This window comes from Thermogymnomonas acidicola JCM 13583, from assembly GCF_001316105.1.
GTDB lineage: Archaea > Thermoplasmatota > Thermoplasmata > Thermoplasmatales > Thermoplasmataceae > Thermogymnomonas > Thermogymnomonas acidicola.
The window spans coordinates 43412-59691 of the sequence record NZ_BBCP01000002.1; the positions used below are offsets into that span (position 1 = coordinate 43412).

Here is a 16280-nt window from a genome sequence, read left to right on the forward strand (position 1 = left end):
TCACTGTCCTCACCAAATAGCTTCTCCTGAAAGTACAGCTTATTGGATAAATCCCTCAGCCACCTGAATTCTCCAGTCCCCCATAGTGCTGGCACTATAACTACCGATCTGATAGTTCACAAAGCTAACCCTTCCAGGCGACTTTTGAACCCTGAAAGAAAGATCGATGTCCTCCATGCCGTTTTGATAGGTCTCGTCAAAAACACAGCCCTGGAAAATGGATGCGTAATAACCGCTGATTATGCCAAAGGAATAAGTAGCCTTTAGATGAAACATTTCCTTGTATAGCAGCCTTGAGGTTAACCCTCCGTACCAATCCCTCCACGTCAGAACCCTGAGTCCGAATTTTTTTTCGATCTTGTACTTCTGCCGGTATTTTGGAGACAGGCTCATTATTGCCTTTCTTATGAATGTACTTGTGCCTACGTACTCTGTGAGGGAATGGAGCTCTCCAGGATACTTTGTCATCACAAGATAAACTTCAGTGTTTTCAATACGGTGAAGCTCCTCCTCCAGTTCTTCGATGGGGGGGCTGATCTTATACATGTCATCATTCGATACCACAATCCATTCTGGGTCATATTCCATGGCTCGAATTATTCCAACGTTACAATTGTGCGCAAAATTAAAATAAGGATCTGGGAACTCGCCGCTCTCAACAAATATCATGTGGAGCCCCTTAAATATTTCCTCCCTGCAATTCCTTGCATATCTTCCGTTGAAATCCGCTGTTGGTATCACGACTATAATATTCTTTCTACCTTCAACCTCGTAGAGGTTTGCGACACCTTTTGGTCTTTCCTTCATCCAACGAATCAACTCGTCTCGGTTATCGAACCCATCGTAAAATTCCAAGATCTTTTCGGGCTCATTACTCATAAAATAGCTGTTTCTGTAATCAACCAGACTGAAGAAAATGGGGGGGGTCTCAGTATATCTAATCGGAGATCTCTTCCGACTACCTGCGACCAACATTCTATTTCCCTTATATCGAGAGATTATAATTTTTTTATGATGATGTGCATTACTCTACTGTTTTAGAAGTAATTCGCATAGATTTCGTATCCAAATCTCATGCGTTTAGGGGGGGATGCTTCCTTTAGTGTATAGGTTTGCTGGATCTCGGCCATCATGGAATTTCCCTCGCGATAAAACATCATTTTCTTTCTAAGAGGCCTCCCAGATGTAGATCGTTTAAAATGGCTCTCTTATTATTTCCACGTTCGCTCATTGAAAGACATATACTTATAAATCCTACTCTGGGCTTTTTTTAGATTTGTGTATAATCGCTTTGCAATACGATATATTTTATCTCCTAGGCCCAATTGGATTCTCATTCTAACAGGCATTTTGGGAACCGACAATTCCCTCCTTCTACTTATTACTGAATACAAGGATATATTACTTAAATCGCGCACCTCGAAATTGATCGGTTTTTTGCCTTCATCATAACTCCCGGACTTGGGGGGGATCGTCCTGGGATAGGACTAATATGATAAAATCGGAAAATATAATTTTGAAATCTTCAAGAGTATATCTCCAAAAATCGTATGGAAAGCCATGATAAGGAAAACCGGGTGACCTGGTAGTTATTATCAATATTCCATCAGTCTCAAGACCCTTTTCATTTCAGTAATGACTTTACGCCAATCATCTACATACTCTAGCATTTCTGTGGATAGGACTACGTCGAAGCTATTTTCACCAAATTTTTCCGAAAGATACCTTGCATCCCAAACTTCGTCCACCCCCCCTTCTCCAGGCATATAATCAAAGCTAGGTAACTCTTCGGCTTCATTCTTTCTATAATCTTTCTGGCGGTGCATTTATGTTTCTAGAGCCAACTTCAAGGACAGATTTACCTCTAACATCAGTTTCATCAATATTTAGAACGATCCACTCTAAAACTGTAGTATGCATTATATCACTAGCATTCTCTCTGTTATAAATTTTATGTATATTTTACCACATCTACAATATATCGTTATCCGTTGATGAATTATCGCTGAATGAAAACTATAAGTGATATAACCGATCCAATTGGGAACACATAAAATGTAGCGTAGTGTGGAGTAATAATATCCGTTTCCTTTCCAAACTAAGGTGGCCAAGATAAGAAGAAACTATACGAATGTTAGCTATTCAGACAAACCTCTAAACGATTAGGTATTGTATTTCTATCGTAAAATGCAAGTAATATCCTAGAGTTCAAATCTTATTAAAGTATGTTTATCCGCTGAAACACGCTAACTGAATGGTGATTCGACCATCGTGAAGGTTGCCTCCCCCCCTGTTAAAGATTTCACGCAGCTTGGAACATGAGCCAAACAAATGGAAAAAATATAAATGCGTTACTTCCTGGCTTAGAGAAGCCAGACTCGGTGAGAATTGCACCCTATTCCAACTGGGAGTCTTAATCGCCCTGCAATGTTTACCTCTATTTAACAAAGAGCCTTGCTAAATCTCTTGCCTTCTGCGGCCATGCCTTCTCTCCCCCCCATCTATATGACGATCCTGTGCCTGATGCCCATGAACCTGGAGAGGCTCTTCTCCTGGCTAATGAGCAATTTATAGTAATCGACGGTGTGCATCTGCGGGAGGTCTTCCAGGCCTGCCTTGCACCTCTCTAGTATCTCGCTGATCCCGTACTCGAGGTCGTACTTCGTACTGAATTTCAGCAGGTCCCTGGCCAGTCGAATCGGACCCTGTAGGACCTGTTATCCGGATCGCCATAAAGTTCTATTCTGGTATCGCCGCCCAGTTTCCTCCTTATGGCTTCGGCCACATCCCTTATCTGCAGGTTCAGGCTCTCTTTGCCTATGTTGATGTGTTTCCCACCGATATCGTCCTCGCTCCCTATAGCGGTGATGATGGCCCTTGACACGTCCTTCACGTGAACGAAAGGCCTGTACTGCGTCCCATCCCTCATCATCCTTATCACACCGTTCTTATAGCCGTAAAAGGTCATAGCGTTTATCACCAGATCCAGGCGGAACCTCTCTGAGTACCCGAACACTGTGGCGAACCTCAGGGCAGTGCTCCTGAACCTGCTGTCGTTCAGGGCAAGGTTGTCCCTTTCCACAGCCACATTCGCCTCAGCATAGGTGGTCAGTGGGTTCACAGGTGTCTGTTCATCACAGAACCCTTCCCTGAAACCGTAGACGGAACAGGACGAAGCCACCACATATCTCCCTGCGCCGAGCTTCTTTGCCAGTCTCGCGATCCTAACCCTGCCGATGTAGTTTATGTCCCACGTCGACATGGTGTTAAGGTTGCCGGCAGGATCGTTTGACAGCGCTGCCAGGTCCACTACGGCGTCAAGGCCCCTCAGGAGGTCAGGGTCGCACGTTCTGATGTCATCCCTTATTATCTTAACCGAATCTCCGAAAGACTCCGAGGGATCCGAGTAGTCCAGGAAGCCCCCCCTGTCCATCACCGTGACCTCATAGCCGTTCCTGACCAGGTCAGGTACCAAGACCCTACCTATGTAACCTGTTCCCCCCCCGTTACAAGTACCTTCATGGCCTATCCGCGTCCCATCGGTGGTGCATAGATAAAACTTCCCGCCTAAGCCCCCCCTGTGTAGCACTAAGAAAGAATTTCCTCAAAACTGGTTGGTTCATACCCGCTTTGGCACATTATGGAGCTGTTTAGTGTTTCTCGTTCCGGAAACCTCGCATAGAGTCCCAATAGAAACGGTGCTGCCCTATTTAAAAAATGTAAATGTATAAGTAAAGATCATAGGAAGATGAGCAAATGTATAAGTAAAGATCATAGGAAGATGAGCCTCTCATACAGGATCGGCTGTATGTAGTCCGGGCCGTAAAGGTTGTTGCTTCCTGCCACTATCTCATGCTCGTATCCGGACACGATGCCGGACGACACTGACCTCACTGAAACCTTCAGGTCTTTCGATGTGAACCCGGATGCGTGTGATACCGCCCCAAGGAGGCCAGCGGTCGGGCTTATTAGTTCGAGCTGCGAGGTGACGAAGGAATCGTTGCTCGTCACTGTGTTGTTAATAGTGGTCACAATACCGTTCGAGACGCTGACCTGCTCCCATGACTGCAGCAGGTTAGTGAGACCAAAGGTCGCGAAACCGTACATCGGATATCCGCCGTTCGTCGTCTTTGTGATCTGTATCTCGAACAGCGTGTCCATCCTCAGGGGGGGGAAGTTGTACTGAACGACCGAGATACTGCTTTGGTGTCCGACCGATACTGTGCTGACGAACTGCATCTCCTCGCTCTGCGTGAGGTTTTCCCAAATTGGTGTCAGGCTCTGGTTGTTTATGAACGAGCCAGATGCGCTGTCTGTCGCTATAGCGATCTTGCCGTCCATGCGGAAAACTGATGTGGAACTGTAAGAGTAGTCCATGGACTGGTTGAAGTACGCCTGCTGTGAAACGCCAGGAATGCCGACCTGCACCGTGGTCACAGGTGACATGCTGAAGTAGTACGGGCCAGGTGTCGCGGGAGACGCACTGGGCTGGTGTAAAGGAGTAGCGAGGCAGTAACGACGAAGTACGGGTAGGCGAGGTCAGGCATGCTGAAGTTCCAGACATGAGTGCCCTCAATGAACCCCCCCAGGTCTCCCGTGACGTCCTCGAAGTAGAACCTGTCATGGAGGGTGAAGGCTCCAGTCACAGGCCTCCATGCGAAGAGGTCTATACCACCCGTATTTATATATGGGAACGGCAGCACCGATGCCACGGCCCTGTTCGACACGTTCACCAGGAGCATGTTGAAGGAGGGCTCGTTGGAGTACCAGAACTCCTGGAAGGAGAAGCCGTAGAGCCATATCTGTATCTCTGCCCTGTACACATCGCTCGGCACCGTCACCTCCGAGGTGACGTAAGGTTTCGATGGTGTCAGGTGGTAGTCGAACGAAGACATGCTCGGGAGGATCGGTATGATCAAGTTCGGCTCACTTGTTGCCGGGAACTGCGCGTCTGCCGGGTAGAAGTAAAGTGTGATGTTGCTCTCGAACCTGCCCTGGACTATCGTGCCCGGAGAGTTCCACTGCCAGTATACCTTGCCTGTGAAGAGCGCCTCGTAGAGCGTCAGGTTCCTGTAGACCGTCCAGTTGCCGTACTCCGGCGATGTGCCCCAGAGGAGCGTGTTGTTGTCCACGTTGAAGGAATACCCGGAGTCGTATACAACGCCTGAGGCGCTCCCGTTGAACTTCAAAAGGATGAGGGCCCAGCCCGTGGGGGGGCTCTGTGGGGGGGCAACGAACGAGCCCGAGATTGCCTCCCTGCTCGTTGGTACCGAGGTGTTGTTCCTGTAAACTATGAAGTCATGCACAAGTTGCACCACGACAGGTTGCGTGTTTGGTATCACAGGAGGCAGTGAGGCCAGGACTGTGGACGAGTTGTATATCGGGTATCCGGACGGGTCACTCTCGCCCAGCGCTCCGGACGAAAGATCCAGGAGCCTAGATATGCTGGCAGGTGGCACTGGATGGCCACCTTGAGGTGCGGCCCCGGAGAACCCACTCAGGTTTCCTGAATGCGGAATCCCCCCCTGCTGTGCCAGACCGAACCCCAGGACAACAAGCGCTACCACAACCGCCACTGCGAGTGTCAGGGTACGCACTATCTCCCCCCCCGCATGTCCATGGGTATGTGTACTAAAAAGTGTATGAAAGATTCTTACTGTGCCTGTCCATGAAGTCCCCCCCGTGGCTCAGGACTGGTTCTACGAGCTCCCAGCCGGATTCACACGTTTAGTAGCCGAAACGAATATATGGGAAATGTGAACCCGGATCCTTCTTCTCGTACCATAGCATTCCGGGCAACTTCACCATTTCGGCTCTCCTTCCATATCACACCTTAAAAGTGTGGCCCTTCATTGAATATTGAACTCTGGCGTGACACTCGCTTCTGTGGGGGGATATGAGGTTCTGCCGGAACACACCTGCGGCTAACATCGTTCGGATGTGGAGACGGGCATGCGGCCCAATTCATGCCTCTTCACTCGGGGGGGTTGATGTGACCTTCACGAACCCTTCAGAGAACTCACTCTCCACCACTTCGTACCCAAAGGCCTTCAGTAAACCCTTCAGGCCCTCTGCTGTCGACTTTGCGGATTCCCTGCTGTACCCGACACCGGACACTATGACAGTTATGCGGTCTCTGTCTTCGCTCACCTCGAAGAGGTCAAGGGGTATCAGGGCCCTGTTTGCGTTTATGAACTGCGCCAGGTGCCTTATGTCCGGGGCGTACTTCCTGAGTATGTTCCCAACAACCAGGCCACGCTCGTACCACTTTGCCAGCGCCTCCTCCTCGTTGGCCCTTGTCGAGGCCGTTATCAGGAAGTCGAGGAGCCTGCTCGGGACAGGCACTGCATCGATCTCCTTTATGATCGACATTATCTTGAACGCCCTGATGACGTCCTCGGTCCTGAGGCCCATCTGGAGAGACTCGATATAGAGGGAGGCAGATTCCGAGACTATCGAGCTCACCGTTTTTCCAGTCTGCTCGGCCAGCTCCTCCAGCATCCTTATCACATCGTCCTTCATCGAAACGTTGAGTCTCCCCATCGGCAACCGGTTGCGATATCTTCCCTGAGGATATATAATGATTTCTGAAGCACACTCAGGCGCAGTCCAGGGTACGCGTACTCATAGTTATGCATGACTGCGCACAGTTGTGACTGGAAAGGTTAACTATATGCCTGAATTATCTTCACTATGACATCTGTCATAACCTTTGACAGATTCCTCATGGGCTACACCCTCGGCGCACACATACTGATAGTGACGCTGAGCATAGCCCTCGCAGTCTTCGTCTCAACATTCGAGTTCCTATCCCTCAGAAAGAAGGACAGAGACTACGACATCCTGGCCAGGAAGCTCGCCAGGGCCCTGGTTATATTCTTCGCCGTCGGAACAGCGAGCGGCACTGTCCTGGCGGTCGAATTATTCACCCTTTGGCCACCGTTCATGGTGCTGATAGGCAAGGTGGACATCCTGCCATTCTACTATGAGATATTTGCGTTCTTCCTGGAGACAATAAGCCTCGTCCTCTACGTCTACTACTGGGACGCCTTCACAAACAGGTACAAGCACTGGGCCCTCTCGCTGTTCGTCGCCATCGGCACTGTGATGTCCGCAGTCTTCATAACCATGGTCAATGCCTTCATGAACACCCCCCCCGCTGGCTTCAACATCAGCGAGTACCTGGCAACGGGAAAGATAACCGGAGTGAACCCACTGGCGGCTGTTGCGAACCCGTCATCGTTCATAGAGGTCAGCCATGTCACAACAGCGACATTCGCGTCCGGAGCCTTCGTCCTCCTCGGCTACTTCGCCTACAGGTACATGAAGAACAACGACGCCTCGGCAGGGAGGTCTACAGGAAGGGCATGGTCGTTACGGCCATAGGTGCGCTCATCGGAGTAGTCCTCGCAGGCATTGCAGGCGATTCCTCCGCAAGGATGCTCATCTCGCTCCAGCCCCCTCAAGTATGCTGCCATCGAGCTGAACCTGCACCCAATGGTGAACGCACCGGAGAGGATTGGAGGCATAATGATAAACGGCGTGCCAGAGTTCTACATAAACATACCCAGGCTTCAGTCCATCCTTGCGTTCCTCTCCTTCAACTCTCACCAGGCGGTGCCCGGCCTGTCACAGTTCCCGAAGTCCGAGTGCCCCCCCCGCTTTTCGTGCACCTGACCTTTGACGTGATGGTCGGCGGCGGCACGCTGATAGGCCTCTTCGGACTCTACCTCCTCTACAGGATCGTCAGGAAGAGGCCCATAACCTCCAGGGTCCTCCTCTACGGCATGATCGCTTCCGCTGTGCTCATAGAGATAGTGAACGACGCGGGCTGGGTGACGGACGAGGTGGGGAGGCAGCCATGGATCATCTACAACGTCATGACCGTGTCGAGCGCGGCAAACACCTCACCTTCAGTGATACCCCCCCTGGGCATTGGCATAATCCTCTTCTACCTGATAGTTGTGCCGTTCACCTTCTACTTCGCCAACAGGGTCTGGGTCAGGAGGGAGGAGAAGGCCACAAAGCAGGTGGCAGGTGAGGCAAAATGGTCATGATACACCCGGAAGTGGGCATAAACATGGCGATCTTCGCCATGTTCTTCGCCATCCTATCCACCGAGCTCATGGCTGCATCAGCCTTCATCTTCAGGTACAGCGAGGCGGAGAAGAAGGTCACGAAGTACATAATACCCATATGGGAAATCACGGGGGGGACATTCTTTGTGTTCTATGCGGTGAACCTCGAGGCCCTTATCCCAGAGATAATCCCGTTCGTTGCGTACACTTTCGTTGCCTACATCCTCGTCTTCCTGATCCTCTACGTCCTTAGGAATGCCAGCATAATATCGGCCGAGTTCATATGGAAGAACAGGAGGATCGACAGGAAGCTCCTCTACAGGGCGTATTCGGTCATAACCTACGTCCTCGGCGTCATAGTCCTAATAATATACACGTCTGTGATCAGCGGCGTTGGCATCGACTTCCCAGCAAGGACATTCAACCTCGCCTCCTTCGTATCCTTCTTGCCGAATGACGGCTTCATCATAGGCTCCGCTGTCCTGCTCTTCGGCATGGCGTCCATATACTACGCCCTGGACGTCAACAGGTTCCTGTCCCTTGCAGTTGTCCTCATCGGTATGGTAATAGCTGGCGTCTCTTACATCCACTTAGGTGATGTGGTGCACCCGTACTTCCTAACGATCCCTGTGGTGCTCACCATCGCAGCCCCCGATCATGCAGTTCAGCAGGAAGACAGAGAAGTTCGTGCACAACAAAATCGCCTTCCAGGGCCTGATTGCGGTATCTGTGTTCTTTCTCGCATACTCCGCATACCCGTACCTGCTTGGGAGGACGCTAAACATACTGACAATACTGAACAACAGCGCCATGCAGACGCAGGTATTCTACACCACGATAGTCGGAGGCCTGATACTCCTGGCCCTATCGGTGATGTACTTCGACGTATACATGAAGAAGGGAGAGAGGGGGGGCGACATCGAGAGCACGGAGGCCTAAGGTGCAGTCCCGTGCACCCCCCCTCATAATTCTTAGAGGGTGCATACGAGTGGAAGTGGTGTCTTCGCATCCTGCCTCACACCTCAAAGGTATCGTTGTCACCGTTAGTATCGTAGGAGGTCTCTCCGGCCATCTAGTCCCGTTTTCAGTGTGTGACCTGGTATGCTAACAGACCTGAGTGAAAAGAGATAATTACTGTAACAGAGATTAAAGTCAGATGAAATGTATCTTGCTTCACGGTGGCCAGGGCACGAGGCTGAGGCCCATCACGCACACAGGCTCCAAGCAGCTCATTAAGATTGCGGGAAAGCCCGTGTCGAGGTGGATGCTGGAAAAGATCAGGGACCTCGGAATAGAGGAGTTCATAATAGTGCTGGGTGAGAATGATCCGAGGAGTGTCATTGACTACTACGGGGGGGACGGCTCAGCCCTAGGAGTTCGCATTAAATACCTGTACCAGGGGGGGAAGGCACGTGGCATCGCTGATGCAATATACAGGTGCAGGGGGGGTATGGTGGGCGAGAACGAATTCATAGTTGCCCTGGGAGACAACGTCCTGATAGACCCGATACCTGCAAGGATGGTTGAGGCAGGGAACTCGGTGCTGCTAGCAAGGGTCAGAGACCCGAGCAGGTTCGGAGTTGCTGTCATTTCCGAGGACAGGATCGTGAAGATGGTGGAGAAGCCGAAGGAATTCATTTCAGACCTGGCCCTCGTGGGCATATACAAGTTCAGCAGCGAGATCTTCCAAGAGATATCGAAGCTCAGACCAAGTGCCAGGGGGGGAGAGCTCGAAATCACTGAGGCTATCCAGGGTCTCATACAGGACGGCTTTGACGTTAATTATGAGGTCGTGGGCAACTGGTGGAAGGACACCGGCACCCCCTGAGGACCTCCTAGAGGCCAACATGTACCTCCTGGACGCTATGCCCAGCGCTACATCAGCGGCAGCATTGTGGACTCAGAGGTACTCGGAAGGGTCTACCTCGGACAGGGCTCTAGGATCATAAATTCCAAGGTGATAGGCCCGTGCTTCATCGGCGAAAACACTACCGTGGCTGATTCCACAGTAGAGCCATTCTGCAGCATAGGCGATGGGGCCTCTATCGAAAGATCCAACCTTTCCTACAGCCTGGTGATGGACGGTGCCAGGATTTCCAGAGTGTCCCTGACCAGGTCAATAATTGGGAAGAACGTGAAGCTCGAGAGGGCTGAAGGTAGCGAAAAAGGCGTCAATGCTGTCCTAGGGGGGGAGAACTCCACAGTCATCCTGAGGTGATCCGCATGAAGACGCTGATCATAGGCTCTGATGGACAGCTTGGATCGCAGCTGATGGAGTTCATGCCAAACCCCACAGGGGGGGCAAGCAGGAAGGGCAAGGACTCTATGCGGCTTGACATATCGGACGTACACGAGGTGGAAAACCTGATCCTGTCCGAGAAGCCGGACGTTGTGGTCAACGCGGCCGCGATTACGGACGTTGACCTATGCGAGAGGGAGAGGGAAATGGCCCTGAAGGTCAATGGTATTGCGGTGAGGAGCATGGCCAGGGCCTGCTCTGTGATAGGGTCCTACTTCATCCACATTTCAACCGACTATGTCTTCGACGGTGAAAAGGGTATGTACAAAGAGGACGATGCACCGAACCCCCCCTTGAACTACTACGGCATCTCAAAGCTGTACGGTGAAGCCTCCGCGCTGGCATACGATGAGACGCTCGTTGTGCGCACTTCCGGTGTCTTTGGGTACAAGCAGAACTTCCCGCTCTTCGTCCTGAAGACGCTCCAAGGTAACGGCACCGTAAAGTGCATAGACTCCTTCTACTCCCCCCCAATACACGCCAGGCTGCTGGCCAGGGCTATCGCTGAGCTGCTGGGCCGGAGGCTACGGGATAATCAACGTATCCGGTGCAAGGATATCCAGATACGAGCTTGCCATGAAAATCAAGGAATTCTTCGGCATCGATACGGGCACTGTGGTGCAGCAGCAGGGGGGGCAGTCTGGTATCGTGAGCGCGAGGCGCCCTCACGATTCCTCGTTGGACAACTCCAGGGCCAGGGCACTACTGTCCTTCGACTTCGAGTCTGTTGAGAGCAACCTCAGAACCATGAGGGAGGAACTCGGAAGAGAAACAATGGAGGGATGAGTGGACATGCCTTTTGAGTTCGAGAAGACGGATATAGAGGGCGTTGTGGTTGTGAAGCCGAGGGTCTTCAGTGACGAGAGAGGTTATTTCACGGAGACCTACAAGAAGTCGGAGTTCTCGAGGGGCGGGATAGATGTGAATTTCGTGCAGGACAACGAGTCGTTCTCATCGGCACTCACGCTGAGGGGCCTGCACTTCCAGAGGAAACCGTACGAGCAGGGCAAGCTGGTCAGGTGCGTGAGGGGGGAGATCTTCGATGTAGCCGTTGACCTCAGGCCCAACTCCCGGACATTCGGGAAGTACGTTTCAGCCATACTCAGTGAGGAGAACAGGCACATGCTCTGGATACCTGAAGGCTTTGCCCACGGTTTCCTGGCACTCAAAGACTCTATCGTTGTCTACAAGGTAACGAATGAGTACAACAGGGAGAGCGAGGGCGGCATAAGGTGGGATGACCCAGAACTGTCGATAAAGTGGCCCATGCAACCGAGGTTCCTGTCGGACAAAGACAGGAAGTGGCCGACGCTGAGGGAATACATGAAGTCCTTATAAACACGCAATAGGGAACCGGTGTCTCACGTTGGCAGAAGTCGTTGCACTGGAGCCGAACTAGCAATTGCCTTTATCGACCATGAATCCTCGCAGTAGTCAGGTGGACTTGATCCTCACGAGCTTCTGCAGATCCCGGTACATCTTCCTGACCGCAAACTGCCTTACGGGCTTAGGCATCATGGAGGCCAGTGAATACTTTATCCTGAAGAGCCTGAGACGTAAACTCTCCCCCCCAAGCGGATCAATTGGGACCAGGATGGTATAGAACATCTCTGGCAGTCCCACGTCCACGGGTTCACCGTAGAGCCTGAGCTTGAATTTGGCACCCTGTATCCTGCTCACTATTGCTTCCCGCACCCTCCTGTCCCTGAAACTCGGGAGCACCTTTTCATATAACGCCACGGACTCCCTGTTCTTACCGATCTCATTCCTACAGTATGAGTCAAAATCCGCGTAAATCTTGGAATTGGAATCGCTCATAGCGTGAACCCTGTAGAGAGTGAGTGGCTTATCTATCTCCCGGATCCTTCCACCGGAATCCAGGGCACTCAGGTAAAGGAGTATATCCATTGAAGTCGCAATGTCGATCTGTCTGAACAGTTCCCAGTTTATGCACTTCTTCCTGACCGAGATAGATGAGTTGTTGAACGCCCTGGTTATTTCTGTGAAGGCAACCCTGTTTCCGTTCTCATCCACTGGTACCAGGTTGTTATGGAGGTAGCAGAGTTCCGCATCCAGGAATTCCTGGTGCACCAGCTTCAGCTTCTCGGGCAGAAACTCATCATCATCCTCGAGGAAACATATCACCTCTCCCCCCCTGGCCCTCTGCACCCCCCCCTCATAGACCTTCCTGTATATACCCCCCCTCTCTGTGGAATTTATTATGATCACGCCCTTCTTTGAGAATTCCGCATCGAACTGTGGGTCTATGAAGTTCTTTACCAGTATTATCTCGAACCTGTCCCTGTCGAAATCCTGGTTCAGGACACTCAGGAGGCACGGTTCGATGAACTTCCTCCTCGTGTATGCTATGACTATCACGCTGATCTCAACACCCTGTTGCCCTGCTTCACCCATGCCATCCTGGCTGAGCACCACCTTATCATCCTCCCGTCCGGAAACATATCTCCATTTCTTCAGCGGAACAGCACACACACCTTCCATTCACCCACCGCAGTTCCTGATTTAATGATTTTGCTCAACAACATCTCTGGATTCTAGGGAGATCCTAGAGACCGTTTAAGCAGATCCCAGCGGTTTGGTGCCTAACACCTATGTTCTCCACACACCTGTTAGGCTGGCCTTTGTTTGGGCCCTTTCCGGTACTTGGAACGCATGCTCAGATATGTTTCAGGAGCATCAGCGCATTTGCTCTCACTTGTGACCATTCTCTGTGTGCAATTTCTAGTTGAGAACCGGTATGCCACACACTTAGAGAGTTAACATTCACCTGTCTTCGGCGACCGGTCATTGAAACATCTTGATCGCTGGTACCAGAGTGAAACATTAAACCCACAGCCTTAGAGTGAGAGGATCGCGGAAAGGAGGCGATATTCCTTCAACTAACAATTCATTCACATTAACCGCAATCCGTGTATCTTGGTAGCAAAGGCACATCATATCTCTAGGGAATTGCCCGTGGTTCACCTGCATCCCCCCCGGCCAAGTTCAGTGCTATGGCAATGTTTTAGAATTGTTCCCCCCCCTATTGAACATGTGAAGATCCTGAGGCTGAACTCCGTGGCTGGGCCTCCGGGCGGCGTGGAGGCCTACATCGAGGGTGTTGACAGGATACTCTCAAAATACGGGCATGAGACAAGGACTATAACTCTCACAACGGGGGTGAGGCGGGAAAAAAGTGTAAACGAGATTGAGATAGTCTCCCCCCCACCTTCCCCTCTGACTAGAGCAATCAACGATGTGATCCCTTCCGATGAGGTCTACGAGGCCCTCCTCTCGGAGTACCGTACCTTCAGGCCCGACCTGATCCACCTGCACCACCTCAGGATCGGGTTCGCTAGCGTCGTGAGGTTCCTAAGGTCTGTGGAGGAGCCGGTCGTGTTCACAGCCCACGATGCCCTCGCGGTCTGTCCCCTGTCGACGCTCGTGAAGCCAGGGAACGTGATATGCGAAGGCGGCGCATCGGTGAGGTGCGCCTTCACAGGCTGCAGGATACACAGCCACCTCCCATATGAACTGATCCTCTCCAGGGCCTTCAGGGAACTGTCAGAATCCTCAATCAGGGCCTTCATATGCCCCAGCTACGCGGTGATGCGGTACTTCTCAAGGTTCAACTTCAGGCCCACCGTACACCTCTTATCGTTCTCACACTTTGATCCGAAGCTCGTTTCCGAGGAGCCCAGGTACGGGGGGGAGATCCTGTCGCGAAACGGCGTAGGTTACATAGGCAGGCTCGATAAGTACAAGGGCGTGGACGACCTGATCAAGGCGTTCAAAATATTTTCCAAGAGGCATGAGGGTTCAAGCTCCTCATCGCCGGTACAGGGCCGTATGAGGGCGACCTCAGGGAACTCGCACAGAGGCTGGGGGGGCTGGACAGCCAGGTCGAGTTCCTCGGCGAGGTCAGGGGGGGCGAGAGAAAGAAGAATTCTACGATTCCATATTCTGCAACGTCGTGCCTTCCAGACTCTGGGAGAACCTCCCTTTCTCGGCCCAGGAATCGATGCTGAGGGGGGGCATACCGACCGTGGGCACAAGGATCGGTGGCATACCGGAACTCATCGAGGATGGTGTAACGGGCTTCACCGTACCGGTGGGTTCCCCTGAAAGCATGGCGGAGAGGCTTGAGGCGATCCTGAGAAATGAGGGCAACAGCGTGACCGGCATGATGGCCATGGGGGGGAGGGAACGCATCCTCAGGAACTTCACACCCGAGAGGCACTTATCGGGCCTCATGGACATCTACGGCAGGGTGCTCGGCGGCGATGAGATCCCGGACGGCTACGACCCTAGCCCGGTAGTGTGAGATATCATCCGTTCCACGCCCAGGATCACCGTGACCGCCCTGGGTGTCAGGGCATCTTATCTCTCTGTCCCCCCTCCCTTCGCTACTTTCACCTGTGTTCCTAGCCAGCATCTCCCTCCCCCCCTGTGACACAGCTCCACTGGCCTTCCACAGAAGAGGTTGAGGCCCAGACCCTGGCAGCCCTGGTTTTTCAGGTCACACTGCGACGGCTACCCAGATCAAGGAAATGAGGCATTCACAAATACGCAGGCGCGGTACGCACCGCCTCCGGCTACCGGCACCACTTGCATGAAGACCTGCGCTCAATTCGGCACGAAAAATTTTTCAGTGCAGCAATGCCAAGGTGTTGAGGTTTCTCCAGATAGCTCACGGCAGGATTATACCTGAGTATTCCAGCGCCTACGCCATGCGCTGCCACTCTCTACTGAGGGGGGGACAGGAACGCAGACTGGTCTCCGTCGGCGGCACAGTGTGGAGGCACCAGGTCTCCGGCTACGCTGAACAGTTTCCATCTCTCCTCCTGATGGGGGGGGTTGCTGTGGCACGTGGTAACAGGTCAATGGAGATACTCATATCCGATGGGAGGTATGTCAACAGGAGATACATTGGGAGGGTGAAATCTCTCATCCGGGACTCTGACGTGGTGGTCTTTGAGGGCCCATGGCAGTACCGGCTGTTCAGGGAGGAGCTGGAGGGGGGGAAGACAGTTGTCTATGATGCGCACAACCTCGAGGCTAACCTGAGGAAGGGGGGGAACGTATACCATGACAGGGTGAGGGAGATCGAGGGAGAGATCTCGAGGAACGCCGATGTCATACTTGTCTTCAGCAGGGAGGAGGTCGATGAATTCAGGGCCTACTACGGGGGGGTGAACAGCAGCAAGGTGAGGTACGTGCCACACCTTGAGGACCTCTCCGGCCACCCGTGGGCGGGAAAGGGGTCAAGGGACCTGGTGTTCATAGGTTCTGTGTACCAGCCGAACATCGAGGCCCTCCGCATCGTTGAGGCACTGGCCAGGGAAATGCCAGACGCCAGGTTCCACGTCATAGGCAGTGTGTGCAGTGAGGTGAGGTACAGGGGGGGGAGCAACCTCATAGCCCACGGCATGGTGGACAGCGCCGAGAAGGACAGGATAATGTCCGGCTGTGCCGCCGGCCTCAACCCCCCCATCCTGACGGGGGCGGGTAGGAACCTGAAGGTCCTCGACTACATTGCCCATGGCCTGCCTGTGATAACAACGCCACTGGCGCGAGGGGGTTCAGGGAATACGGCATTGAGAATTTCTCGATAGTAGCGGAGGCTGACCAGTTTGGTGAGGCGGTGAAGGCTATACTTTCAGACCCGGATCTTCAGGAGAGGATGAGCGGGGGGGCTGCGCTCAGGGCATATGAGACGTTGAAACAGGTCGAGGGCTCTGCCAGTGTCGTTTCCATACTGAACGAGATATCTACCAGGCATTAGAACTGCAACCCAGTGACGCAATGCGAGCATGTGGCATGGTGCTGCTGGCCCGCCGTTGATGGCTTCACGTTGCTTCACACTCTTCACAGGCCACTCGTTTCCCGCAAAATCCTGCGGA

The 16280-nt window shown here is 52.4% G+C and carries 13 protein-coding genes and 3 pseudogenes; 9 read left to right on the forward strand and 7 right to left on the reverse strand.

Features of this window, described 5'->3' with window-relative positions; all coding sequences use genetic code 11:
- Positions 1–39 precede the first annotated feature (39 nt).
- From JCM13583_RS02080 to JCM13583_RS02105, 6 genes are all read right to left on the reverse strand, one after another.
- On the reverse strand, positions 40–975 hold the full coding sequence (locus tag JCM13583_RS02080) for a hypothetical protein (protein WP_075056514.1): 936 nt from the start codon (positions 973–975) through the stop codon (positions 40–42).
- A gap of 620 nt (positions 976–1595) precedes the next feature.
- Entirely contained in the window at positions 1596–1826 is a 231-nt protein-coding gene (locus tag JCM13583_RS02085) for a methyltransferase domain-containing protein (RefSeq protein ID WP_075056515.1), read from the reverse strand.
- A gap of 848 nt (positions 1827–2674) precedes the next feature.
- Positions 2675–3589 (reverse strand): SDR family oxidoreductase, encoded by a 915-nt coding sequence (locus JCM13583_RS02090; RefSeq protein WP_075056516.1) that lies wholly within the window; start codon positions 3587–3589, stop codon positions 2675–2677.
- Positions 3590–3771: 182 nt separating this feature from the next.
- On the reverse strand, positions 3772–4446 hold the full coding sequence (locus JCM13583_RS02095) for a hypothetical protein (RefSeq protein WP_162509229.1): 675 nt from the start codon (positions 4444–4446) through the stop codon (positions 3772–3774).
- The gene (locus JCM13583_RS02100; protein ID WP_075056518.1) at positions 4434–5597 is read right to left on the reverse strand and encodes a hypothetical protein; all 1164 of its coding nucleotides are present in this window, start codon (positions 5595–5597) and stop codon (positions 4434–4436) included. Before JCM13583_RS02100 ends, JCM13583_RS02095 begins: the two co-directional genes overlap by 13 nt.
- 367 nt (positions 5598–5964) lie before the next feature.
- Positions 5965–6549, reverse strand: a complete 585-nt coding sequence (locus tag JCM13583_RS02105; protein WP_171823360.1) for a hypothetical protein — start codon at positions 6547–6549, stop codon at positions 5965–5967.
- 144 nt (positions 6550–6693) lie between these two features.
- Here JCM13583_RS02105 and JCM13583_RS02110 point away from each other — a divergent pair.
- The 5 genes and pseudogenes from JCM13583_RS02110 (at position 6694) to rfbC (ending at position 11715) form a co-directional block, all read left to right on the forward strand.
- Positions 6694–8057: pseudogene (locus JCM13583_RS02110) on the forward strand (cytochrome ubiquinol oxidase subunit I).
- Complete coding sequence (locus JCM13583_RS02115) at positions 8048–9046, forward strand: hypothetical protein (protein WP_075056520.1); 999 nt, start codon at positions 8048–8050, stop codon at positions 9044–9046. Before JCM13583_RS02110 ends, JCM13583_RS02115 begins: the two are co-directional and overlap by 10 nt.
- Positions 9047–9234: 188 nt before the next feature.
- Positions 9235–10296 (forward strand): annotated as a pseudogene (locus JCM13583_RS02120) (NTP transferase domain-containing protein).
- A gap of 5 nt (positions 10297–10301) precedes the next feature.
- Positions 10302–11163, forward strand: a pseudogene (locus JCM13583_RS02125) (NAD(P)-dependent oxidoreductase).
- A gap of 6 nt (positions 11164–11169) precedes the next feature.
- Positions 11170–11715 (forward strand): dTDP-4-dehydrorhamnose 3,5-epimerase, encoded by a 546-nt coding sequence (gene rfbC / locus JCM13583_RS02130; protein WP_075056651.1) that lies wholly within the window; start codon positions 11170–11172, stop codon positions 11713–11715.
- 96 nt (positions 11716–11811) lie between these two features.
- Here rfbC and JCM13583_RS02135 read toward each other — a convergent pair whose 3' ends face one another.
- On the reverse strand, positions 11812–12813 hold the full coding sequence (locus JCM13583_RS02135) for a glycosyltransferase (RefSeq protein WP_171823361.1): 1002 nt from the start codon (positions 12811–12813) through the stop codon (positions 11812–11814).
- Positions 12814–13431: 618 nt separating this feature from the next.
- Here JCM13583_RS02135 and JCM13583_RS02140 point away from each other — a divergent pair.
- From JCM13583_RS02140 to JCM13583_RS13610, 4 genes are all read left to right on the forward strand, one after another.
- On the forward strand, positions 13432–14502 hold the full coding sequence (locus JCM13583_RS02140) for a glycosyltransferase (protein WP_075056522.1): 1071 nt from the start codon (positions 13432–13434) through the stop codon (positions 14500–14502).
- Positions 14489–14701, forward strand: a complete 213-nt coding sequence (locus JCM13583_RS13605) for a hypothetical protein (RefSeq protein WP_171823346.1) — start codon at positions 14489–14491, stop codon at positions 14699–14701. The genes JCM13583_RS02140 and JCM13583_RS13605 overlap by 14 nt, the downstream gene beginning before the upstream one ends.
- 343 nt (positions 14702–15044) lie before the next feature.
- Positions 15045–15992 (forward strand): glycosyltransferase, encoded by a 948-nt coding sequence (locus tag JCM13583_RS02150; protein ID WP_162509232.1) that lies wholly within the window; start codon positions 15045–15047, stop codon positions 15990–15992.
- 29 nt (positions 15993–16021) lie between these two features.
- Entirely contained in the window at positions 16022–16162 is a 141-nt protein-coding gene (locus tag JCM13583_RS13610) for a hypothetical protein (protein ID WP_171823362.1), read from the forward strand.
- The last annotated feature ends 118 nt before the right edge of the window (positions 16163–16280 follow it).

Coding starts and splice junctions, on each gene's coding strand:
- JCM13583_RS02080 (WP_075056514.1), bottom strand. CDS start 975: ATGTTGGTCGCAGGTAGTCGGAAGAGATCTCCGATTAGATATACTGAG.
- JCM13583_RS02085 (WP_075056515.1), bottom strand. CDS start 1,826: ATGCACCGCCAGAAAGATTATAGAAAGAATGAAGCCGAAGAGTTACCT.
- JCM13583_RS02095 (WP_162509229.1), bottom strand. CDS start 4,446: ATGTCACCTGTGACCACGGTGCAGGTCGGCATTCCTGGCGTTTCACAG.
- JCM13583_RS02115 (WP_075056520.1), top strand. CDS start 8,048: ATGGTCATGATACACCCGGAAGTGGGCATAAACATGGCGATCTTCGCC.
- rfbC (WP_075056651.1), top strand. CDS start 11,170: ATGCCTTTTGAGTTCGAGAAGACGGATATAGAGGGCGTTGTGGTTGTG.